8 protein-coding genes (1 of these 8 cut by a window edge) are annotated in these 25,210 nt (G+C 53.2%); 4 read left to right on the top strand and 4 right to left on the bottom strand.

Going from position 1 to position 25,210, the window contains the following annotated elements; genetic code table 11:
• Positions 1–17: 17 nt before the first annotated feature.
• The 4 genes from QGP82_RS06180 to QGP82_RS06165 form a co-directional block, all read right to left on the bottom strand.
• Positions 18–1,466, bottom strand: coding sequence for a lipase family protein (locus QGP82_RS06180; RefSeq protein WP_499057762.1), 1,449 nt, complete (start codon positions 1,464–1,466; stop codon positions 18–20).
• 92 nt (positions 1,467–1,558) lie between these two features.
• Positions 1,559–2,782 (bottom strand): lipase family protein, encoded by a 1,224-nt coding sequence (locus QGP82_RS06175; protein WP_499057760.1) that lies wholly within the window; start codon positions 2,780–2,782, stop codon positions 1,559–1,561.
• Positions 2,783–2,906: 124 nt separating this feature from the next.
• Positions 2,907–4,160: a beta-ketoacyl synthase N-terminal-like domain-containing protein gene (locus tag QGP82_RS06170; RefSeq protein ID WP_499057757.1), complete on the bottom strand. Its 1,254-nt coding sequence runs from the start codon at positions 4,158–4,160 to the stop codon at positions 2,907–2,909.
• Between the two features lie 6 nt (positions 4,161–4,166).
• Positions 4,167–4,424: an acyl carrier protein gene (locus QGP82_RS06165; RefSeq protein WP_006512953.1), complete on the bottom strand. Its 258-nt coding sequence runs from the start codon at positions 4,422–4,424 to the stop codon at positions 4,167–4,169.
• A gap of 276 nt (positions 4,425–4,700) precedes the next feature.
• Here QGP82_RS06165 and QGP82_RS06160 point away from each other — a divergent pair, with 276 nt between their 5' ends.
• From QGP82_RS06160 to QGP82_RS06145, 4 genes are all read left to right on the top strand, one after another.
• Positions 4,701–5,648 carry an acyltransferase domain-containing protein gene (locus tag QGP82_RS06160; RefSeq protein WP_499057755.1) on the top strand — a complete coding sequence of 316 codons (948 nt, stop codon included), beginning with the start codon at positions 4,701–4,703 and terminating at the stop codon, positions 5,646–5,648.
• 291 nt (positions 5,649–5,939) lie between these two features.
• On the top strand, positions 5,940–6,794 hold the full coding sequence (gene fabD / locus QGP82_RS06155) for an ACP S-malonyltransferase (RefSeq protein ID WP_163666397.1): 855 nt from the start codon (positions 5,940–5,942) through the stop codon (positions 6,792–6,794).
• 228 nt (positions 6,795–7,022) lie between these two features.
• Positions 7,023–22,139: an SDR family NAD(P)-dependent oxidoreductase gene (locus QGP82_RS06150; RefSeq protein WP_499057753.1), complete on the top strand. Its 15,117-nt coding sequence runs from the start codon at positions 7,023–7,025 to the stop codon at positions 22,137–22,139.
• A protein-coding gene (locus QGP82_RS06145) for an SDR family NAD(P)-dependent oxidoreductase (protein ID WP_499057750.1) crosses the window boundary here: on the top strand, positions 22,102–25,210 show its 5' portion. It continues 18,488 nt past the right edge of the window; only the first 3,109 of its 21,597 coding nucleotides appear in the window; its start codon is at positions 22,102–22,104; its stop codon lies beyond the right edge, outside the window. Before QGP82_RS06150 ends, QGP82_RS06145 begins: the two co-directional genes overlap by 38 nt.

The raw sequence follows: 25,210 nt of genomic DNA, 5'->3' as shown, positions 1-25,210 counted from the left end.
GTTGGACTACCCACCGATCAACGCCCTGAGCTACCACCAGACCAACAATGATCACTAGAGGGGGTACTCGTCTGATCTTCAACCAAAAAGATTACGGGCTGAGCGCCCTGGTTGGGCTTGTCTTGATTCATTTGGTCAACTTTCGCCAGGAGCGCATCCCAAAGTGGGCCTTCTCCTGCTTGCAATTCGTCAAGTTTGCGCCTGGTGGGCTGACCAAGATCGAGAAGAATTGGTTTTTTCGTTAACAATGCAAGCGACTTCCTTAAACGGCCACTCCCATCTTCAGGTTTAGATAAAAGGGCTGAGGACTGTTTGGATGCCGGTGTCAGGCGTTGGGAGAAATCGCCAATATCAAAATGGGCGATGTACCCGATCGTATGCTGGATTAAGGCTTGAACGAGAAATAAAAGGATACTACCAGTACGGAAGCTAGGAATCTCGAATGGTTTTAGTTCTTCCTCAAATGTTTGGATGGCCTCCTTAATGTCTTCAACGATGGCTTTGTATCGCTCATCGTATTTGTCATCATCCTTCATAAAGTCAGACAGGCGATAATATTTGGATGAAAATCCTTCCGCATCAGGAGCGACATTGAGATAGTCCAGGCTCTTGGTATTTCGTTGAATCCAACGAACCAACAGCTTGACGCCCACACTGGCAGAGAGATCCGGTTCATACAGGTCGGGGACTTGGGCTAACAGTTCCGTATTGAAGGCATGGGGAACGACATCCATCAAGTTCCACTGCCGATGGGTGGTTTTCGATAGCCTATTGTCGTAATATTCAGAGAAGCTAAGATCCCCTGGGGTGGGGCCAGCCGTGGGCAAACAGCTGATGATGGTAGATTCCGATAGGTCCCATTGGGAACGGGTTTCATCTAAATAAAGAGAATAGCAGGGGGACAAAGCTCCGCCAAGGCTGTGTCCGGTGACCATAATATTTTTGAATGGTCTGTTAGATAAATACTGCTGGGCTGTGATCGAAGTATTGCTTGTGGGGTCAACACTTTCAAGGTTGACTAGTTTGTCTAACCCAAAATAGGTACCTTTGGAAATTTGTGCCTTCCCAGACGAAGGACCATAGGGCCAGGGCACGGTTTCTTTGACGTTAAAGTCTTCAACGATCCAATCCATTAAGGAACTGCCATTGGTGCCAGCGATCGCAATAACCGCTTGCCCAGGATCGCTTTCTGGAACGACAATAAACATAGAGTTGAGCGATTTTTCTTCCCCCACAAACGAATCGGCATAAATTCCTGGTCCCCAGACCAGGTTCCAAACACCGATCAACTTTTGGATCTCTTTGTCCTCTAATACATTTACCAGCGACTCTTTTGTCTTGCTGGCAATTTCAGAGGCTTCACCTTTGAAGTTAAAGCTGAGAATAGTGGACCACGATAGGGAAAATATCTGTTGCTCAAAACTATAGGTTCCGTTGTTGTAAGCCGACGCATCTGTGGTTGCCATTGGGTTCTCCTTCAACTGGTTAATTTTGGGCTGAGGCCGTTGACCAAGATCTAAAAGAATCGGCTTGTGGATTAACCACTAAATTTTCCACGTTAAGTTGATAGCTGACTAAAAATCTTGCTTAAACGGGTGTCACCCTCTACAGGTTTAGATAAAAGAGTCAAACGTTGAGGGGATATTTTTTTCTTTTGATATTGAAGCATGATGTCGAGGAAATCTCCAACATCAAATTTATTAGTGTAGACGGCTGTATGCTGGATTAAGGCCTGAATAATAAACTTGATAAACTCCTCAACGTTGCCATTGGATTCATTATCCCCGAAAGCAGTCCCTGCCTGTCTAAGTGTTTCGATGGTTTCTTCAATGGCTTCAACAATGGGTTTGTATTTATCTGTAAAGTCAGCAAGGTCAACGACCTGTGATGGAAATCCTTCCGCATCAGGAGCGACATTTAGATAGTTTAGGCTCTCTGTAACTTGTTGAAGCTGGCAAACTAGCGATTTTATGCCATCAGTAGAAGAAAGATCCGGTTCGTATAGGTCAGGAATTTCGCCTAACCTCTCCGTATTGAAGGCATGGGGAACGATGTCTAACAAGTTCCATATTTTAGTGGTCGTCGCTAGCAGCTTACTGTCGTAGTATTGGGAAAAGTTAATATCCCCTGGGGTTTGGCCAGCCGTGGGCAAACAGCTGATGATTGCAGAGCCGATGCTGTCCCATTGGGAACGGGTTTCATCCAAATAGAGGGCATAGCAGGGGGACAAAGCTCCGCCAAGGCTGTGTCCGGTCACCATGACCTTTGTAAATGATTGACTAGCCAAATACTGCTGGGCCGTGATAGAAAAGCTGGTTGTTGAGTCAAAACTTTCCATGTCGGTCAGCTTGTCCAACCCAAAGTTGATGCCCTTGGAAATTTGTGGATTCGTCGATGAATGGCCATAGGGCCATGGCACAGTTTCTTTAACGTTAAAGTTTTCAAACACCCAGTCTACTAAGCCACTCGTGCCAGCGATCGCAACAACTGCCTGAGTAGGATCTGCTTCTGGAGCAACAATAAACATGGTGTTGTCCGCTTTTTCTGACACAATCGGAGCGCTGAAAATTCCTGGCCCCCAGGCCAGGTTCCAAACCCCGATCAATTTTTGGATCTCTTCGTCCTGTAATACGTTGATCAGCAATGCTTTTGTCTGACTTGCAATCTCAGAGGCACCACCTCTGAAGCCAAAGCTGAGAACAGTGGCCCATGATATACAAAATATCTGCTGTTCAAAGCTATAGGTCCCGTTGTTATAACCTGACGCATTTATGGTTGCCATTGGATTCTCCTTGGGAAAAAAGACAAAGACAATGAAGGCCCATTTGCGTGAGTTGAATGTTACCACAGACTCTTGCAAGTTGCTGTTCAACTCATGCCTGCCCACGGATCAATGGGCAGGGTCGTTAGCGGCTACGTCGAATCACAAGCGATGTGTTGATTCCCCCAAATCCAAAGGAGTTGCTTATGCCCACTTCGATATCGGCTGCCTGGGTTGTTGTTCCTACAAACCCGTAATTAGAAGCAATGGGATGCCTCAGGTTTAAGTTTGGGTGCAGAAACTGTTGATTCATTTGCACCAGTGTCGCCGCCGCTTCTACAACTCCCGCTGCATGAAGGCAATGGCCGGTCAATCCCTTTGTAGCATTAATTCCGACGCTGTTTATATGCTTTCCGAACACATCTTTCAGAGCTTTTGCCTCGGTCTCATCCCCAATCAGAGAACTTGTCCCATGGGTATTAACGTAGTCCACTGCTTCAGGTGATGTGTTAGCTTGCTCAAGGGCCAATCCCATGGCTCGGGCTTCTCCTTCAACGCTGGGATGACTGAGGCGATGGGCATCTAGACAGGTCGCTGCACCGGCTATGTGGCCTAGGATCTCTGCCCCACGAGTTTTGGCGCAATCAGCGGATTCAAGTATTAAACAAGCACTACCCTGACCGTAGATAAACCCCTCGCGATCTCGATCAAATGGGCGACATGCTTGCTCGGGGTTAGTTTTAAATCGATTGCCTCCCAAGGCTCCTGCATTACGGAAGGCTTGCAGTTCCATGGGAGAAAGGTCCGTCATGGCCCCGACGACCAAACAGATATTGGCAATACCGTATCTGATCTGCCGCCAGGCCTGTAGAATTCCCATGTTGCCACTGGCTGAGGCCCCTCCCACAGTGCAGCCCTCCCCCTTAATTCCCAAGACCTCGCTCAAAATGCCCACATGGTCTGTATCCAGGAAGTGCAGGGCGTAACTCGCAGGCATAAAGTCCAACGTTTGCGAGAATTTCTCACATATCTGGTATTGGTATCCTGGCGAAATATTGTTTCCCGAAACGATGAGACTGGCTGACTCCAGGGGCATATCTTCAGCCAGACCAAAGGCCTGAATGCTCGCTTCAAGGGCGGTTAGGAGTGACAGTTGGGCAGCAAGCGGAACTCGATGCCCGGCTCTTCGGGCACGGGAGTAAAGTGACGATGGCAACTTGAGAGCCGCGAGTCTCTCTTTAAAATCCAATGGAGATATCCGCCCGGCGACGCCCAATCCGTCGCCGACATCTGCGGTGATTCCGCAGACACCTGCTTGCAAGGCCCGAGTAAAGGCATCCCTGTCACCACCGATGGATGTAATGATGCCGATACCTGTGACGACAACGTCTCTTAACACCTGAATCTACTCTGTGTGCATCCTGCTGTGCAGAAAATCCACTAATCCTTGGATACTCTTTACCCCTGCGAGTTCGTTCAAAGGAAATTTGACTTCCAACGTCTCCATCGATTGGACGACGACATCAGCCCGGTCAATGGAATTTGCCCCCAGGTCTTTCATACTTTGTTGTGGATCAATTTCCACAGAGTCTAACTCTGGAAGAATTTCCCGTAAGTTGCCTGTAACTACATCGAATATTTCTGACTTTGTTCTGAGCGCCATAGGTAGAAGTGTGTGCAAACGCTAAATAAACCTTGCCCACGCCCAGAACGGTTGTTTTAACCGAGAAGAACCTACGGGGTTCAACTTGGACGTAGTTCACCTTAATTTACAATCAATGTTAGTCGATAAACTTCGAGAAAAGTGTAAGAGTTGTGAACAAGGTCTAAGAACAAGGTCTAACCGAAAGGGGCTCAAAAGGTCTCGGATTATATGTTAGGACTGATCAAATTTTTCAAAAAACCTTGATACCTAGAGTTTTGAGAGTATTAACGTACCATGAGTAAGGTTATTTGGATGTTTTCAGGGCAAGGCTCCCAATATTTCGATATGGGGCATGATCTCTACAAAGCAAATCCTGTATTCCGAGACATGATGCAGGCTTGTGATGCTCACTGTGAACGTCTCCTGGGGTTTTCGATTTTGGAGATCATCTACCCCAGGGCTAATGTATCTAAATCTGCACCGTTCGATAATCTCCACCACACCCATCCAGCACTCCTATGTATCCAATATAGTTTGGCCCAAACCCTCTTACGTCAAGGAATGAAACCGGATCTGGTGCTGGGTTATAGCCTGGGTGAATGGGTGGCACTCTCTGTATTGGGTGTCTTGCCATTTGCGGCTGCCTTGGAATCAGTTGTCGAGCAGGCGGACCTGTTGAAACGATGTACACCACCGGGGGGCATGCTCGCCGTTATGGCATCGCCAGATATCGTGGATTCTTCCCCTGTTTATCAGGACATGACGATCTCAGCTCATAATTTTCGCAACCATTTTGTCCTGTCTGGACTCAAGCAGCCCATAGATCGTGTTCAGGCCCACCTCCGGGCGAGTGCAATCACACACCAACGCCTACCGGTTACCGTCGCGTTTCACTCGCCTGCCATGGATGCAATTGAAATGTACTACAAGGCTCAAGGTCATCGAAAATATCCTCAATCCCTGACAATTCCACTGGTATCTCTTGCTTATACAGAAATCCTGGATATCTTACCTGAGGATTTCTTGTGGAATATACTGAGACGCCCGGTATTTTTTGAAAAGACTATCCGGCGACTTGAAGCAGATGGCGATTATCATTTTGTGGATCTGGGGCCATCGGGCACTTTGGCAACGTTTTTGAAGTACCTTCTGACGCCCGACTCCCACTCTAAAATCTCCCCGATCCTGACACCCTTTCAACAGGCCCAGGTAAATCTGGAGCGATTGGAGTCTGCCCTATAAGGGAAACTACTGACATTGTTGATTGCTGATAACTCGTAAATATACTGATTTCTTCGGATCATTCAAAGACTAAAAAGAAATACATTCGTAAATATACTGATTTCAAGATACTCGTGAATACACTGGTTTCTCCGGAGTGTTCAAAGCAAAAAAAGAACATCTATAATTATTGCGAGCTTGGATAATCACGCTATAATCCAGCTTGTTCCTGTAATTATTTGTGGTTCGTTACATATTTGTGGTCCATGTCGATAAGTGTTATCGGCATCATCAGGGAGTTTGACGACGAACATGAACGCTAATAGTTTGATTTATGTTTTTCCTGGCCAGGGAACTCAAGTGCCAGGAATGGGTGACGGGCTGTTTGAGAAATTTCCAGATATTACAAGAGCTGCGGATGAAACGCTCGGTTATTCCATCAAAACCCTGTGTCTTGATAATCCTGACAACAAGCTCAACCAAACTGAATATACCCAGCCTGCACTTTACACAGTTAATGCGATGACCTACCTGAGCATTAAACAAGAGACTGGGCGAGTTCCTGATTTTGTGGCTGGCCACAGTCTTGGAGAGTACAATGCGCTCTTTGCTTCCGGGGCTTTTGACTTTGTTTCAGGCCTCAGGCTGGTCCAAAAACGAGGCGAACTAATGGCCCAGGCCACGGGAGGTGGAATGGCCGCAATTATTGGGCTGACCAGAGACCAGATACGCGATGTGATGCTGCTCTATGGCAGCCCTGACGTGAGCATCGCTAATCTGAATTCACCAAAACAAACCGTCATTTCAGGGTCTATGTCGGTTATTAATGATATCCAATCTTCATTTGAGGAGGCAGGAGCCAAGTTGTTTTTGCCCCTGCCAGTTAGCGGTGCCTTCCATTCACGCTTTATGGAATCAGCCCGCAGGCAGTTTGAAGCATTCCTGAAAAGCTTTCAATTCAACCGACCTAACATACCGGTGATCTCCAACGTGGAAGCATCACCCTATCCGAACGGAGGAATTGCTGAACTCTTGGCCAAACAAGTCACTTCGCCTGTTCGTTGGGTTGAATCAATGCAATATTTACTCAGGCAACCCAACCCAACGTTTAAAGAAATTGGACCGGGAGATACCTTGCAAACTCTCCTTCATTACATCATGAATTAATATGTTCCAACTTGTGTTTAATGTAACGGTTTTCCTGAAGAGTTGCTGTCTGTTAATTCATTTTATTTCTATATAAAATCTGTTTCATGGACTGTAGCTTGCTACACTGAATTTAGTCTGTTGAAAATATTAGACAAGAGATTGCTGGTTCCAGGAGATTGTCGAGTCGCTATTGCCTATATAGGTGTTATTTGCTGGTGAGAACCTAGGAAAATCCCCGGAGTATTTATGCGGGATAAAAAAATAGCTGTTCTAAAATCCGACCATCCTTTGCTGATGAATCATGTCGTGTTAACCCGTCCAATTTTACCGGCGGTGGGTTATTTCGATATGATCTTTGAGTCGATGTCCCATGTTTTAGATCCCAGTCAATTAGGGGTGTTTCCATGGAAGGTTAGTAATGCGTTTTGGCTTGCTCCTTTGAGTGTCTATCAACGTGCGCTTGCCGTTGAACTTGAGCTTGATAGGACTCCGCAGGGGTTTGACTATCGCATCTTGTCTGGTGGAGAGCAACAATTAATTATCCATGCCTCAGGTTCTCTAGGTGTTAGGGAGTCGATTGAAATCCAGAGGTCTGAGACGATTGACGTGGAGGCTCTAGTGGGTGAACTCCTCAACCAGTTGGACGCAAGCGCCGTTTACCAAACGTTTGAAGACAATGGCATTGCCTATGGAGAACCGTTTCGCTGCATTGAATCCTTTTATTTTAGTGAATGTGCTGCTGTGGGTCATCTGGTGCGTCCCACAGCTGTAGTGGGTCACCCTGATTGTTTTCCCGGTCTTCTGGATGCGGCGATTCAGTGCGTCCTGCTTTTGGTGCGTCAGATACATCCCACTGTAGCGGTGTGTGTCCCATTTTCCCTCGGAGAAATATTGGTTCACGAGGCTCCTGGCAACCAGTGTTTTTGTCTGGCAACGCTTAAAACAGAAGGCCATAACGACAGTCATTTTTCCTTTGACGTCCAGTTAGTTAGTGAGGGTGGCAAACTTTTAGGTGAAATGCAAGATCTTTGTATCCGGGCATTTTCCCCTAAGGAAACTGGTAAGGCAGGGGGCAGCCACCATCAAAGTGATAATGAGCAAAATGGTGAGATGGCGATCGCATCTCGCCTTTGGGCTGTAGCATCCACCTTCACGGCAGAACCGCTCGAAGCGCCGCTGATGGATCTGAGTCGACAATTAGACTGGGATACACGGGTGGAGTTTGCTCCGTACAACCAGATTTATCAAGAGTTTCTGAATCCCCGCAGTTTGCTCTCCCAAAATCGTTCCGGTGCCAATTTTCTAGTAATTCGACTTGAAGACTTTCAAGCCAGTGTTTCAGAGGCTGGTGTCTCTATTGACTCTGAAGATAACAATTCATTGCCAACTGGTGATGAATGCTATCAACTCCCCAATGGGATGACGATTGCCAATCTGAATCCATACGAAACTCGGTATCTATACCACGAGATCTTTGTTGAACAAACCTATCTGAAGAACGGGATTGTTCTGGAGGAAGGTGATGTGGTTTTCGATATTGGTGCCAACATCGGTATGTTTTCGATGTTTGTTGCCCAACATTGTAAGGGTGCTCGTATTTTTGCCTGTGAACCTTCGCCTATCTGTTTCCAAATTCTCGAACAAAATTTATTCCTGCATGCACCTGGGGCCACAGCTCTGCCTGTTGGCGTTGCGGATGACGATCGAGAAGCGCCGTTTGTGTTTTATCCAAAATCATCGGTGTTTTCAGGATTTCACGCCGACGATCAAGAAGATGGCCATGCTCTGCGTCAGGCAATTATCAATGAGTATTCCCAACGGTTCGAGGCGACGGACATAGAGACCCTGGGAGAGCACCTCGACGGTATGGTCGATGCCAGGCTTCAGAAAGAGACGTATCAATGTCAGTTGCGATCGCTGTCGAGTCTGATCACAGAATATCAGATCGAGGAAATTGGCCTGCTGAAGATCGATGCTGAAAAATGTGAATGGGATATTCTCAGCAGCATTGCACCTGATGATTGGCCAAAGATCCGGCAGATTGTAGTTGAGGTTCACGACCAAGAGAACTGGAAATTGTCACAGCGGGTTACGGCTCTCTTGCGTGAAAAAGGTTTCGAGATTTCAACTGTCGAAGAAGATCTGTTGAAAGGGTCCCTGCTCTGTAATATCTATGGAAAACGTACCCGGTCAGCCATGTCCGCCAGACGATCGGCGCTAGAAATAGGCATCCAGAGAAATCTCGAAGATTGGGTGTCTCTGCTCAAGCGAGCTGCTGCCAGCCGGTCGTTGCCCCATCTGGTAGTGGTATGTCCGCCGTCAGTCAAGGCCTTAGCAACGCTATCCAACGAGTTTCTGCAAACAACGGAGGCCTGGCTACGGGAGACATTGTCCCACGAGGATGGGATTGATGTGATATCGATGACTGACCAGGCGTCGGTTTATGACTGGGGAGATTACCACGATCCTGTGCGCGATGCTATGGGGCACATTCCCTACACCCCTCGGTTCTTCACTGGACTGGCCTCGAACATAGTCCGTCGTCTTCATTGTAGACAGCGCGAACCGTACAAGGTAATTGCCCTCGATTGTGACAACACTCTCTGGTCGGGAATCGTCGGTGAAACGGGTGCCTCAGATATTGTTGTTAACAACGATTTTCAAATATTACAAACGTTTATGCTGGCCCAAAAGCAGCAGGGTATGCTGCTGTGCCTGGTCAGTAAGAATGATTTGGCGGATGTCCGCCGTGTTTTTGAAACACGGGACGATATGCGCCTGAAATGGGATGATTTTGTTGCCTGTCGCATCAACTGGCAACCCAAATCCGACAACCTGAAGAGTCTGTCCGAGTCCCTGGGTCTGGGTCTGGAGAGCTTTGTTTTTCTCGATGACAGTCCGATCGAATGTGCTGAGGTGCGAGCCCATTGTCCCCAGGTGTTGACGCTGCAATGCCCCGCTGCTGAAAAGGACATTCCTTCATTTCTTAATCACGTCTGGGCCTTTGATCATGCCCGCAAAACCATAGAAGACGGCCATAGGACAGAACTTTACAAACAACAGGCAAGGCGCGAAGACTTTCGTCGGCAGGTGTCCAGTTTCGCGGAATTCATTGAGAGTCTTGAACTGGACATTCGCATAACGGAGCCGTGCCCTGACGACTTGGCCCGCATGGCACAGTTGACCCAGAGAACCAATCAGTTCAATTTTGCCAAGCGTCACTACTCCGCCACAGAACTCCGCCAGCTGAGTGAAGAAAGCACGGTGGGGAGTTTGGCCGTTAAGGTTGCGGATCGGTTTGGTGACTATGGCCTGTGTGGCCTGATGGTTTTTCGTTCGATCGCAGATTGTCTTAAAATCGATGCCTTTCTATTGAGCTGTCGTGTGCTAGGCAGGGGCGTGGAATATGCCATGATGGCAGCCCTGGGTAGGGAGGCAGAAAAACGGGACCTTGGGACTGTGGAAGTGGCCTTTATCCGAACGCCCAAGAATCACCCTGCTGAACAGTTTTTGCAAGAACTGGGCAATCCCCTGCGGCGCTCAGAGAACAATGTTGAAGTCTTCTCGTTTTCTGCCTCCGAATTGTCTCGTTTGCAGTTTGTCCCGCCCGAGCAGGTCCCGGACGATATGGAGGCATCCGTCACGGCGGTGATGCCTGCCACGGGGGCATCACCTGCGGCCTTTATGCAGCGTCTGGCGGAGCATGGCGGCTTCCTTGAACCTGATGAGAGTTTGCCCGTTACTCCCAACCCCATTATCCCCAACATTAAACCCGGCGGCGGCGATACCGATGCAGCTTTGCAGCGCATTGAGGACATGGTGACAGCGAGCGTGAGGAGTTGTTTAGACTCACCAGCCGTCGCCATTGACCGCGTCAAGCCATTTTCCGAATACGGCGTTGACTCCATGGCCAACATCAAGCTGGTGGTGACGCTCAATCAAACCTTTGAGATTGTGCTGCCTCCTACGACGCTGTTCGACTATGTCTGTGTCAGGGATTTGAGCGCCTACATTTATCACGATTACCCCGAGGTGGTTGAACGTTTGCGAGCGGCTGAGTCAGCCAAGGCTGAGCCCACTAAGCCCCTAACTGTTTCCCCTTCGGGGGCATCGATGGATTCTGGAGGTCACCAAAGAGAGAGTTCAGCGGATACCGAACAGGACACCCAGTCAATTGCCGTCATTGGCATGGCCGGACGCTTCCCGGGGGGGCGAGACGTTCGTGCTTTCTGGCAGATGCTGCGTAACGGTGAAACTTGTATCACCGAGGTTCCCACCACTCGCTGGGATATTAATGACTACTACGATCCAGATCCGACCAAGCCTGATAAGACCTACGGCAGGTACGGCGGTTTTCTAGAAGAGATTGACTGCTTCGATGCCACATTTTTTGGCATTTCGGGCCGCGAAGCGCGGCAAATGGACCCCCAGCAGCGGGTGTTTCTAGAGGAAAGCTGGCATGCTCTAGAGGATGCCGGATATGCGGTTCGGAGTCTTGAGGGCAGCAGCAATTGGGGCGTCTTTGTCGGTGCCGATGCGGGTGATTATCAGGCCTACCTGAGAAAGGCAGGATTACCTCTGGATGCGTCTGCTTTTATGGGCAATGACGCCTCTATTCTGGCGGCGCGAATCGCCTATTTTATGAATCTCAAGGGGCCGGCTTTGACCGTGGACACGGCGTCATCCTCATCGCTCACCGCTGTTCACTTAGCCTGTGACAGTTTGCGTAAAGGCGACGTGTCGCTAGCGTTGGCAGGCGGTGTTTCTATCCATGTGATGCCTGACTTTCACATTCTGTGCAGCAAGGCCGGGATGCTTTCCGTGGATGGGAAATGTAAGGTTTTTGATGATGGGGCCGATGGTTTTGTCCCTGGCGAGTCGGCTGGGGTAGTGGTGTTGAAACGGCTGGCGGATGCCATTCGGGATGGCGACCATGTCTATGGTGTGGTTAAGGGTTCGGGCATGAACCAGGACGGTCGCACCAACGGCATTACAGCCCCCAGCAGTTTGTCTCAGACCCAATTGATCCAAACGGTGTATCGGAAGCTAGGGATTGACCCTGCGGACATTGGCTATGTGGAAGCCCACGGCACTGGCACCAAACTGGGGGATCCGGTGGAGATCAAAGCATTAACCGATGCCTTTCGGCAGTTCACCGATCAACACCAGCGCTGTGCCATTGGTTCAGTGAAAAGCAACATCGGTCACTGTGTCCATGCCTCTGGTGTCTGCGGGTTAATTAAGCTGCTGCTGTCCATTCACCATGGTCAGATTCCACCCAGTATCAACTTTTCGAAGCCGAACCAGCACATTGCTTTCGACCAAAGCCCCTTCTTTGTAAATACCCAATTACGGGACTGGGAACCCAATGTTCAAGGTCGTCGTATCGGTGTGCTGAGTTCGTTTGGGTTCAGCGGGACCAATGTGCATATGGTTGTGGAGGGTCCGGTGGCAGAACTGTCAGTGCCGCCTCAACCGTCGTCGGTTGAGGCGGCGGCGCTCTTTGTGTTCTCGGCAAAAAGTGCTGAACGGTTGCAAACTTTGATGGAGTCCTGGCGAGATTATTTATCTGATGGCCAGACTCTCAACCCCGATCAGTTTCAAGATTTGGCCTTTACCCTACAAACTGGTCGGGAATCGATGGCCCATCGACTGGCCATTGTGGCTGACGATCATGGGGAATTACGGCAGCGCATAGCAGACTTTTTGCGCAATCCGGCGACTCCGGGCTGTTTTCTTGGGGTGATGCAAGGGGGACAACATTCAGACCAAACACCAGGTGAGACAACGATTCGGGAATGGTTTGGCAGACAACAATTTGATGAAATTGCTGCAGCCTGGGTGGGTGGGTCCGTTATAGACTGGAGTGCTTTACATGTAGCAGGGCGGCGGCGGCTCCATGGGCTGCCGGGGTATCCGTTTGAAAAGGATCGTTACTGGCTGCCTGAAACGTCTCACCAGGGGCAAGAACAGACCTCTGAAAAGTCTTCTTTAAACCATGGCCAGGTGCCATCCCATGGGATTTCGCTGGAGCTACCGACCACATCTCGTTTTCAACCCGCTGCGACCACCATGGGTCAGCATCGACTGACGCCGTTGGAGAGCTTTGCACAACCGCGAGAGGCGCAGCTCTCCTCATCTGCTGAGGTCCCTTCCCGTGGGTTCTTCCCATGGCACCAGGACGGCGATGGCGTCTATCGCATCGTGGTGGGTGATGCGACGCCATCGTGGGCCAGCTTGGCCCAAAGTCTCGAAATGGTTGCTTCCCAGACCGATGCCAGGGTCGTAATTCTGTCGGCAGACTCGGGGTTCGCTGGGCCGAAGGACCGGAGGGGACCAGATTTATTCCAGCTGCTTACGGAGTTCGAGCTGCCAATCATTGCCGCTGTTAAAGGTCGTTGTCGCGGAGCCGGTTGTCTATTGGTGAGCCTGTGCGATTTTATGGTGTGCGCAGAGGGGGCTGAATTTCAGTTTCAACCCCCTGGGGAGTGGCGACTGTCTCAGCGAGAGCAGGCTTTCTTGCAGGAGCGATTTGGCCCCAAAGGGGATGGGCTCTGGAGCGACCAGCGCTCGTTCACGGGCATCCAATTAAAAGCGATGGGCCTGCTGTTGCCAGTGGTTTCGGCAGATCGCGTCAACGCCCATGCCGCCAGCCTGGCATCGGAACTGGCCCAGGCACCTAAGGAAGCTTTGGTGCAATTGAGACGGCATCTGGCTCAAATGTTAATCTCTCGGGCGGCGGTGCCCCAGGCAGCCGTTGGCGGAATTGCTGGGGCAAATTCAATTCTGCTGGAGGATCTGGGCAGATCGGCACCACTGTTGTTGCAATCTGACGTTGTCCGTGCCGAGGCCTATGGAGGGGGCGTCCTGTTGGTGACTTTGTGCGATCGCAATAGCCGCAATACGTTTTCCAAAGCCTTTATCGCCGGTATCAATGAAGTCTTTGCCCTGGTACGCGACAATCCGCGTTACAAGGTGCTGGTGTTAACCGGATACGACAGCTACTTTGCCTGCGGTGGCACCCAAGAAACCCTGTTATCGATCCAGGGGGGGACCGCCCGGTTCACCGACGACAAAATTTTTAGTCTTCCCCTGGAGTGTAAGATTCCGGTGATTGCGGCCATGCAGGGCCATGGCATCGGTCCTGGGTGGGCGCTGGGCATGTTTTGCGATCAGACAATCTTCAGCGAAGAGAGCCTTTATTTCAGCCCCTACATGCAGTACGGATTCACGCCAGGAGCAGGGGCCACGTTGATTTTTCCGGACCGGTTTGGCTGGGATTTAGGTCGGGAGATTCTGTTCACGGCTAGGGAATATAAGGGCCACGAGCTGCGGTCTCGGGGCATTGACATGGATGTCCTGCCACGGGCTCAGGTGCTTGGGCAGGCCCTACGACGAGCCGGTGAACTGGCGCGACAATCCCGACATGAGCTAGTCAGGCGCAAGGCCGAACGGTCCCGTCTGCTGCGCACCCTGCTGGAGCCGAACTATGCCCAGGAATTGGCCATGCACGACAAAACCTTTGTCGGCAATCAAGAAGTGCAGGAGCGGATTCGCAAATACTACAACTCGGGCATGGCGGTGGCACCCAGCGCAGAGAAAACAGCGGTGTCATCAGCGGCATCTACCCACCATCGCCGTGACCAGGTCCTCGAGTTTCTGCGCCGTAGCCTTGCCGATGAATTGCAACTCAAGTCTGAACGGGTGGATAGCCATGCCGCATTTGTCGATCTGGGTCTGGATTCCATCACCGGGGTGACCTGGGTCCGCCGGGTCAATCAACATTACGGTCTTAGCCTGATGGCAGCCGAGGTGTATAACCACTTTACGCTGAATAAATTTGCCGATCTGGTCCTGGCCAGGACGACGGTCCTTGACCAGGACGGTGAAGCACCCGCACCCGCCAAGGCACCGCCGCCAGCAGCTAGTCCACCGCTGCCGGTTGCTACGGCAGATGCAGACGCCGTGAAGGCCATCCTCAAAACGCTGCAGATCACCCTGGCTGAAGAGCTGTTGATCAAGCCCGAGCGCGTAAACCCTGAAACACCATTTGTGGATATGGGGCTGGATTCCATTAGCGGTGTTACCTGGGTGCGCAAGATCAACCAGCGCTATGGGGTCAAAATAACGGCGGTCCAGATCTACAGTCACCCCACCCTGCGCCAGTTTGCGGAATTTATGGCCCGGATCACCCAGGCCCCACCTACTGAGACGCCGCAGGCTCCATCGCCGCTGCTGTCCGAAGCTCTAGGCACAGCTCAGGCCCCTGCCCCCCTGCCCAAACCACCGCCCAAAACCCCTGTAGTACCTCCTCAGCCAGTCGCAGGCATCGCCATCATCGGCATGGCTGGGCAATTCCCCAAGGCCCCTGACCTCAATGCCTTTTGGCAGAACATCGCCCAGGGCATAGACTGTGTTACCGAAATTCCTCAGGAACGGTGGTCCCCAGCAGACTTTTATGACAGTCGCGGCCATGCTCCGAACCAAACCCCCCATAAGTGGATGGGGGTATTGGAGGATGTTGATAAGTTTGATCCGTTGTTTTTCAACATTTCTCCCCGTGAAGCGGAGCTCATGGACCCGCAACAACGGCTATTTCTAGAAGCCAGTTGGGCCTGTATTGAGGATGCAGGGTACGACCCATCCTCCTTGTCCGGCAAAAAGTGTGGCGTGTTTGCGGGGTGTGGTGCCGGGGATTACGGCCTGTCCCTGGAGGCAGACGGGTTAAATGCCCAGGCCTTAATGGGGGGAGCCGCGTCTATTTTGCCCGCCCGCATTGCCTACACGTTGAATCTGCATGGACCCTGCCTGGCTTTAGATACGGCTTGCTCCTCCTCCCTGGTGGCCATGGCCATGGCCTGCGATAGTTTGGTGGCTGGTAACAGTGACATGACCCTGGCGGGCGGGGTGACCGTGCTGGCGGGACCGGCCATGCATCTGATGACGGGCAATGCTGGCATGCTGTCCGCCAACGGGCGCTGCCACACCTTTGACCAGCGCGCCAATGGTTTTGTGCCTGGGGAAGGCGTAGGCGTTTTGTTAATGAAGCGGCTGGAGGACGCAGAACGGGACGGTGACCGGATCCTGGGGGTGATTCGCGGCTGGGGCGTGAATCAGGATGGTCGTACTAACGGCATTACTGCCCCCAATGGAGATTCCCAAACCCGGCTACAGCGACAGGTTTACGATCGGTTCAACATTGATCCGGCCACCATTCAATATGTGGAGGCCCACGGTACTGGCACCAAACTGGGTGATCCCATTGAGGTAGAAGGGTTAAAGCAGTCGTTTCGGCAGTACACAGACAGGCGTGGGTATTGTGCCCTGGGGGCGGTTAAGAGCAATATCGGCCATTCCCTGATGGCGGCGGGAGTGGCGGGAGTGATTAAAATTCTGCAGGCGATCCGGCATCGACATATTCCGCCCACCCTTCATTTTGAAACCCTCAATGACCAAATTGATCTGGAGGGTTCACCGTTTTATGTGAACAGTGCTGGGCAAGCATGGGTTGCGCCCCCAGGGCAAACGCGCTGTGCGGCGATCAATTCCTTTGGGTTTAGTGGCACCAATGCCCATCTGGTAATTGAGGAATATGGAGCCCTGACCGGAGACCTTGGTGTCAGTCAAGAGCGGCTGGAGTCGCCTGCCATGGTCGTTCTTTCCGCCCGCACTGAGGAACAGTTGCAGGTGTCTGGCCAAAATCTACTGACTTATTTAGAACAGCAACTGGACTGCCCGGACAACGGTGTCCCCGATCTGCTGAGTATTGCTTACACCCTGCAAACCGGTCGGCAGGCCATGGATGAGCGGGTTGGCTGGGTGGTGTCATCCCTTGATGAACTCATGCAAGCACTGCGCTCTTATCTGGCTGGTGAAACCAACGAACGGGCGCGTGGCCATGCCAAGCACGGCCAGGAGGTCCTCGGGTGCCTCAATACTGACGGGGATGCCGCTGAGATGCTCAGGGCCTGGGCCAGAAAGCGCAAGTTCTCCCATATTCTGAGCCTTTGGGTGAGGGGGCTGGATGTTGACTGGCACCTGTTCTATGACCAGGGTCAGCCGCGCCGGGTGTCCTTGCCCACCTATCCATTCGCCCGACAACGATATTGGATGCATAAGGCCCGTCTGCTCTCGTCCGATGCCGGGTCAAAATCGGTAAATCTGCCGCCACCGCTAGCTGCATCGCCACCCTCATCGTTGTCTTCACTTTTGATCTTCGAACCCGGTTGGACTGCGCATCCCGTTGCGGACCATGGATCATCAGAACCGCCATCGTTTCATGAACGTCATGTTTTGTTTTGTGGTTTCGACCAGAGCCTTGACAGAGAGTTTGCCGCTCGTTTGGAAGGGGTGATGGTCCATCACATCCCTTCCTCAGGTCTTCCCTCAGATCAGGGGACCCTGGAAGCACAGCTAGGCCATGCCGCTCTCCAGGTCTTTGAACTCATCCAAAAACTCATCCAAGGCTTGAATTCGCCTGGGAAACTGCTGTTGCAAGTGGTGGTTCCCCATCATGAGGGGATCTGTCTGTATGGTGGCCTGATCGGCATGTTGAAGACGGCGCGGGCGGAATATCGATGGCTGGTACCGCAGCTGATCGAACTGGATGGGCAGGCGTTGTCCTTGGAGACGGTTGCCATGGTGAATGACTGTGCCTGCCATCCTGACGATCTACATATTCGTTATCACGGTCATGATCGCTACATCAGATCCTGGCAGGAAACCGTACCAGCCTCCACTGAAAAATCCTTTGATTGGAGGCAGAACGGCGTTTACTTGATTGTGGGCGGTGGCGGTGGTTTGGGGACCATTTTTGCGGAGGAAATTGCCCGTAACACCCGCAGTGCCACTTTGATCCTGGTGGGGCGTTCGCCGCTGGACGGTGACAAACTTGCGGTGATTGAACGGGTGCGATCGCTCGGTGCCCAGGTCGAGTACAGGCAAGCCAATATCGCCGACCGCGCCGACGCCGACCACCTGATTCAATCCGTTCAGCATGCCTATGGAGGCCTTGATGGCATCCTCCATTGTGCCGGTATAACCCGTGACCAGATCATTCGCGAAAAGAAAGTCGAGGACTTTGCAGCGGTGTTGGCCCCGAAGCTGACAGGCACCTTTTATCTGGATCAGGCCTCACGTCACCTTGACCTGGATATTTTTCTCCTGTGCTCTTCCAATGCGGCGGTGCTGGGTAATCCGGGGCAGGTGGACTACGCCACCGCCAATGCCTTTCAGGATGTCTTTGCCGAGTACCGCTCCCAACTTGTGATCAAGGGCCAGAGGAAGGGCCGAACGGTGGCCATCGGTTGGCCTCTGTGGAAAGATGGCGGTATTCAAACCCATGGGGCGGTCCAGGCCGCCTTCAAGCAGCGTTATGGATTAACGCCGATGCCCACCCCTTGGGGACTACAGGCGCTATCCCAGGCATTGGCAGCGGAACAACCGCGTCTATTGGTGATGTGTGGTGATCCAGACGCGATGAGAACCAGCCTTCAGATGGCTGAACGGGTTGATGGGCAAGGTCTCGACCGGACCAGCGGTGCGCCCAACCCGGAGGCGAGTCAGATCCGCCCACAGGTGGAAACGATTTTGACCCAGATCGTTTCCGATTTGCTCAAAATCCCCACCGGAGATCTCGATCCATCGGCTCACCTAAATGTTTATGGGTTCGATTCCACCCTGTTGATCGAACTGGCGGTTCGTTTGAATACTCGTCTGGGACTCGATCTGACGCCAGCAGTCTTTTTTGAGCGCCTGACCATTGCCCGCATTGCCGACTATATCGCCTCTGACTATCGGCATGCCCTGGCCAGCTTAATCCAAAGCCGTTCTAACGGCGATCAGGTCAACAATACTCAGGTCAACAGTACTCAGGCCAACAATACTCAGGCCAATGGGGCTCAGGCCAATGGGGCTCAGGCTCAACCGCAGTGCTCTGCTACGGTCAGACAGGATTTTGTTGCTCCGGCTGAGCCCATCGCCATTATCGGTATATCGGGCAGCTTTCCCATGGCCCCCGATCTAGAGGCCTTCTGGCATAACTTAAACACAGGCCAGGACTGCATCACAGAAATTCCCAAATCAAGATGGGATTGGGCTGCCTGGTACGGCGATCCGGATCATGAGGACAACAAAACCAATATCAAATGGGGCGGCTTTATTGCTGGCGTAGACGAGTTTGACCCGCTCTTTTTTGGCATTTCTCGGGGGGAAGCGGAGTTGATGGACCCTCAACAGCGGCTGTTGATGACCCACGTCTGGAAAGTGTTCGAGGATGCTGGCTATGCCGCTGAATCTCTGTCGGGCAGTGCTACTGGTATCTTTGTCGGCACCGCCAGCAGTGGTTACCACACCCTGGTCGAAAAGACAGGAATGCCGATCGAAGGCCATACCGCCATTGGTAACCTGCCGTCGGTTGGCCCCAACCGCATCAGCCATTACCTCAACTTACATGGTCCTAGCGAACCGATCGAAACCGCCTGTTCGTCTTCCCTGGTGGCCGTGCACCATGGCGTGACGGCGATTCAAAACGGTCACTGCGAGATGGCCGTGGTGGGCGGCGTAAACACGCTGGTGACGCCGGACGTGCACATCAGCATGAACAAGGCCGGAGCCCTGGCTGTGGACGGTCGATGCAAACCCTTTTCAGAGCAAGCCAATGGCTATGTTCGCAGCGAAGGTGTCGGCATGCTGTTGCTCAAACCCCTGTCAGCTGCCGAGAACGATGGCGATCATATCTATGGGGTGATTCGCGGCTCCGCTGAAAATCACGGCGGTCGAGCCGGTTCACTGACCTCGCCCAATCCCAGGTCCCAGGCGGACTTACTAAAAACTACCTACACCCGAGCAGGCATCGATCCAAGCACCGTCAGCTATATCGAAACCCATGGCACCGGCACAAAGCTGGGGGACCCCGTGGAGATCAACGGTCTGATCACGGCATTTAACGAATTACGTGAAACCTATCCGTTGCTTGCAGATGGGCCGGATGTGGGGCGTCAGGGCTGTGGTTTGGGCTCCGTCAAGTCCAACATTGGTCATACGGAATTGGCCGCCGGTGTCGCCAGCGTGCTCAAAGTGCTGCTGCAATTCAAACATCGCACCCTGGTAAAAAGTCTCCATGCCGAACGGTTAAATCCTTATATTCGACTGCAGGACAGTCCTTTCTATGTGGTCCAGGAAAATCAGCCATGGGTGGCTCTACGGGACCCCCAGGGCAAGGAGTTGCCTCGCAGAGCAGGGGTGAGTTCGTTTGGCATTGGCGGTGTGAATGCCCATGTGATTCTCGAAGCATACGATGGCACTGCTCGACCATCGTCTCCAAAGGATGCCTGGCCTATCCCGATGATTGTGCTTTCGGCTCGCAATGGCGATCGCCTGCGGAACCTGGTCCAAAACCTGCTGGCATGGGTTGAACGGTCTGCTGTTGCGTCAGGGATGGCTGCCCCCAGCCTGCATGGAGTGGCCTACTCGCTGCAGGTGGGGCGTACGGCGATGGCAAGCCGATTGGCGTTTGTGGCCGAATCCTTCCAGGTGATGCGGCATAAACTGCGGCATTACCTCCAGGGTACTGGTGATCCGGGGGGGCTGTTCTGCGGCGAAGTAAACGGCCAGCCTGACCCTGATGTGCCTGGCCCAGATGCCAGCCAGCCACTGGTGGAACAATGCAGACAGTCCGGTGACTACAGCCGTTTGTTGGCGCATTGGGTGAATGGGGGGACCGTCGATTGGCAGCAATGTTACGGTGACATCCATCCGGTACGGGTCAGCCTGCCCACCTATCCCTTTGCCCGCGACCGTTGTTGGGTTGGCACTATGCCCCAGAACGGGCATCTGCCCCTTGCGATGGAGCCAACGCCGCCAGTAGCGCCCCATGATGGGAATTTACAGGCTTTTTATCCTGGTTGGGAGGCTCTCCCGGTGCCAAATGCGTCCGGATCGCGCCGCATTACGACCACCCCCCTCATTGTCGGCGGCACATCGGAGCAGATCGATGCCATCCGTAAACAGGCGGCGGCAACCGTTTTGACCCTACCGGTGGCGGCCAGTCCTGCCGTGGTGGCGGATAGCATCCGGCAGCAGGGTGATGTGGAGCATCTGGTTTGGATTGCGCCGTCCTCTGACTTGGGGCGGGAGCTGGGGCAACCCATGATTGAGGCCCAGGAAACGGGTCTTTTCCAACTGTTTAATTTGGTCAAAGGATTGCTGCTGTTGGGCTATGGCGATCGGTCCCTACGGTTGACGGTGATCACCACCCAGACCCAGGCCGTCTACCGTAGCGATCTCATTCAACCCGCCCATGCCGGTGTCCATGGCTTGGCTGGCACCCTGGCCCAGGAATACCCCCAGTGGCAGATTCAGGCCTTGGATCTGCCAGCAGCCTGGCCGGTTCAGGACATTTTCCCACCGACCCCACCGACCTTGGACGCAGTGGGCACCCCGCTGGCCTATCGGGATGGCGCGTGGTTTAAGCCGGTGCTGTTGCCCGTCAGGGGGCTGGATGCAGACGGCAATGGCTATCGGCGTGGGGGTGTCTATGTTGTGGTCGGTGGCGGCGGCGGATTGGGCCAGGTGTGGACTCGCTGGATGCAGGAGCATTATCAGGCCCAGGTGATCTGGCTTGGTCGACGACCCGCGCAGGTCATGGAACAACAGCTGAGCGCCCTTGCCAAAGATGGTTTAAAGCCCGCTTACTTCCAGGCGGATGCGGCTGAGCCCGGTGTCCTGGAGGGGGTGCTCCAACGGATTCGCCAGCGCTACGGAAGGATTCACGGCATCGTCCATGCCGCCATGGATGTGTTTGATCTGGCCCTGGCCGATATGACCCCAGAGCGATTTCGCCGGGTGTTGGCGAGCCGGATCAATATCAGCGTGCGGATCGCCGAGGCCGTTCGCCATCAATCCTTAGATTTTATTTTGTTCTTTTCCTCCATGGCATCGTTTGCCAAGGCAGGCGGTTATGGGGGATATGCGTCGGGATGTGTGTTTATGGATGCCTACGCGCGAGCCTTAAACACTGAGCTACCCCATGCGGTGAAGGTGGTCAATTGGGGCTACTGGGGGGTGGGTTCGGGCGAGCGAGTGTCGGCTCAGGTCAAACGCCGCTATCAGCAGCTGGGTATCGAGCCAATTCAGCCCCCCATGGGCATGCAGGGCTTACAGACCCTGATGCAGGGGTCGTTGGAACAAATGGCATTGGTAAATACATCCAGGCCCGATGCCATCGACGGAGTTGCTAGTGCGGCATCGATCTCCCGCCAAACCGATGATCTCCCGCCATCGTTAATCCGAAACATTTTGTTACAGATGGAGACCCATGGAGCAGATGAGTTCGTTTTGCTTGGACATAACTCAAGAATTTGAGACCATCGAGCGCCGAATTGCCGAATTGCTGGCTGGCATATTCGATGCCTATGGGTTCTTCCGGGAACAGAGGTTCACCCTGGAGGAGTTGAAAGCACGGGTGTTGTTTAAGCCAGCCTACGATCGCTGGCTGGCGGAGAGCCTGGCCGTGCTCCATCAGTGGGGGCTATTGGGCAGCCGAGATGGGGGGCACTATACCGTGCCCGATACGGAGTGCCCCCCGCTCCATCAGCTGTGGGACCAGTGGCGTCACGCCCGCGCCCAGGCTGGTAGGGACAATCAGGCCCGATGGCAACTGGCGGAAATCTGCCTGCGCGCCCTGCCCGATATGCTGGCAGGCAGGCAACGGGCAACCGACGTAATGTTTCCCGATGCCTCCATGGCCCTGGTTGAGCATCTATACCAGGGGAATGCCGTGGCCGATCTGTTCAACGGCCTGATGGCAGACGCCCTGGTGCAGATCTTAGGGGCGCGGTTGACGACAGATGAAACCCAGACGGTACGCATTCTCGAAATTGGTGCTGGCACGGGCGGAACCACCGTAGAGGTGTTGAAAAAGCTCCAGCCTTTCAAGCATGGGATTGCGGAATATTTGTATACCGATATTTCTCAGTTCTTTCTGCTCCATGCCAGGGAACGGTATGCCCCTGGCCATCCATACCTGCGCACGGCTTTGTTCGATGTGGAGTCGCCCCCTGAGTCCCAGGGGATTGAACCTGGACGTTACGACTTTGTGATTGCGACCAACATCCTACATGCTACGAAAAATATTCGTCACACCCTACGCCATGTGAAGACGGCGATGCGGCGCAATGGCACTCTGCTGATCAATGAGGTCAAGGATAAAACCCTGTGGGGCCATGTCACCTTTGGCCTGTTGGAGGGGTGGTGGCGGCATGAGGATATGGCTCTGCGCATCCCTGGGTCGCCCCTGCTGGCGTCAGAAACTTGGCGGCGGGTGCTGGCTGATGAAGGGTTTGATCCGGTGGTGTTCCCCGGTCAGTGGGCCCACGGTCTAGGGCAACAGGTTATTTTAGCGGCCAGTGACGGCTGGGTGCGCCAGAGCATTCCGGAGACCGCTAACCAACAGCCGCCGGTGCCGATAAATAGCAATGGCAGTGGGGTCGGGGCTGAGGTGTCCTTGCGATCGCAAGCAGTCGCTTACTTCAAACAGCTGATGGCCGCCACCCTAAAGCTGCGGGTCGACGAAATCGCAGCTACAGAACCGTTAGAAAGCTATGGTATCGACTCGATTTTAATCAATCGTGTTAACGCCAAACTCAGGGCAAATTTTGGAGATGTGCGCAGTACCCTGTTGTTCGAGGCCCAGACCATTGACGCCCTGGCTGACCATTTTATTCACCATCAACGGCCGGCTCTGGAACGTGTGCTGAGGGCTAAGAGCTCCCCTAGTCAGGCGGTTATGCCGGTGGTGTCTGCCTCAGGTCTGGCAGGCACCGAAACCACGGTATCTGCTGAACGCCATCGCCCCCAGAGTGAGAGTCAGAGTGAGGGGCAGAGTGGCGGTCCGGCTCTGGCCTCCGAAATCGCCATTATCGGTATTAGCGGTCACTATGCTCAGGCGGACAACCTGGATACATTCTGGAAAAATCTGGAAGCTGGCCACCATTGCGTCACAGAAATTCCGGCGGACCGATGGTCCCTGGATGGCTTCTTTGAAGCAGATATGGAAAAGGCGGTCAAGCAGACTAAAAGCTATAGCAAGTGGGGCAGTTTTCTCCCAGGCTTTGCCGATTTTGATCCGTTGTTTTTTGGTATACCTCCCAGCGAGGCCATGAAAATGGACCCCCAGGAACGGCTGTTTTTGCAGGCCACCTGGGAGGCCCTGGAAGACGCCGGTCACACACGCACCATGCTGGCAGATCAGTACGGTGGCAGAGTTGGGGTTTTTGTCGGCATCTCGCGCACGGGGTTCGAGCTGTTTGGTGCTGATTTTCAAGCCCGTGGCGGCCGCTTCCAACCCCGTACTTCCTTTGGTTCAGCGGCCAATCGAGTTTCCTATTCTTTAAATATCCACGGGCCGAGCATGCCCATCGATACCATGTGCTCCTCCTCGTTGGTTGCCATCCATGAGGCCTGTGAGCATTTGCGTCGGGGCACCTGTGATCTGGTGATCGCCGGGGGCGTGAATCTCTTCTTGCATCCGTCGAGCTATGTCGAACTGTGTGCCAGTGGCATGTTGTCCCAGGATGGCAAGTGCAAATCCTTCGGGGCGGGCGGCGACGGCTTTGTGCCTGGGGAAGGGGTGGGGGCGGTGGTTCTGAAACCGCTACAGCGGGCGATCGCAGATGGGGACAACATCCACGCCGTCATCCGGGGCTCCAGCGTCAACCATGGCGGCAAGACCAATGGCTACACGGTGCCCAATCCCTTAGCCCAGCGGGATCTAATCCAGGCGGCTTTAGCGCAGGCGGGGGTCCATGCGCGGTCGATGAGTTATATCGAAGCCCATGGCACGGGTACGGAATTGGGCGACCCGATTGAGATCACCGGACTCTCCCTAGCCTTCGAATCGGACACGGATGACACTGGCTTTTGCGCCATTGGCTCCGTCAAATCCAATCTGGGTCATCTAGAGGCGGCGGCGGGTATCGCCGGTCTCACCAAAGTTGTCCTGCAGCTCAAACATGGACGGCTGACCCCCAGTTTGCATGCGACAGCGTTGAATCCAAATATCAGCTTTGAGAAAACACCATTTTACGTCCAGCGCCAGGCCGGTCCCTGGCCAAGACCTGAATTGGCACTGCAGGGCGAATCGCGTCAGTATCCAAGGTTGGCTGGTGTATCGTCCTTTGGGGCCGGTGGCACCAATGCCCATGTCGTGCTGGAGGAGTTTCAGCAGGTTCAACGTCCCCAGACTGCTGGGTTAGCTGATGCGGGGCAACCGGCGGTGATTGTGCTGTCGGCGAAAAATGAGGCGGGCTTGCAACGCTCAGCCCGTCAGCTCCTGGCTTATTTGGAAAAAATGCCGGAGATAGACGCCCAATGGTTGCACGATGCCGCCTTCTCGCTGCAAGTTGGGCGCGAAGCGATGGCGGAACGCCTGGGCT

It is taken from the genome of Leptothoe sp. LEGE 181152 (assembly GCF_032906605.1).
GTDB classification, from domain to species: domain Bacteria; phylum Cyanobacteriota; class Cyanobacteriia; order Phormidesmidales; family Phormidesmidaceae; genus Leptothoe; species Leptothoe turfae.
This window is presented reverse-complemented; position numbering and strand designations above follow the sequence as displayed.

Bases quoted from the DNA above. Each gene is read 5' to 3' on its own strand.
- QGP82_RS06180 (WP_499057762.1), bottom strand. From the start codon at position 1,466: ATGGCAACCACAGATGCGTCGGCTTACAACAACGGAACCTATAGTTTT.
- QGP82_RS06175 (WP_499057760.1), bottom strand. From the start codon at position 2,782: ATGGCAACCATAAATGCGTCAGGTTATAACAACGGGACCTATAGCTTT.
- QGP82_RS06165 (WP_006512953.1), bottom strand. From the start codon at position 4,424: ATGGCGCTCAGAACAAAGTCAGAAATATTCGATGTAGTTACAGGCAAC.
- QGP82_RS06160 (WP_499057755.1), top strand. From the start codon at position 4,701: ATGAGTAAGGTTATTTGGATGTTTTCAGGGCAAGGCTCCCAATATTTC.
- fabD (WP_163666397.1), top strand. From the start codon at position 5,940: ATGAACGCTAATAGTTTGATTTATGTTTTTCCTGGCCAGGGAACTCAA.
- QGP82_RS06150 (WP_499057753.1), top strand. From the start codon at position 7,023: ATGCGGGATAAAAAAATAGCTGTTCTAAAATCCGACCATCCTTTGCTG.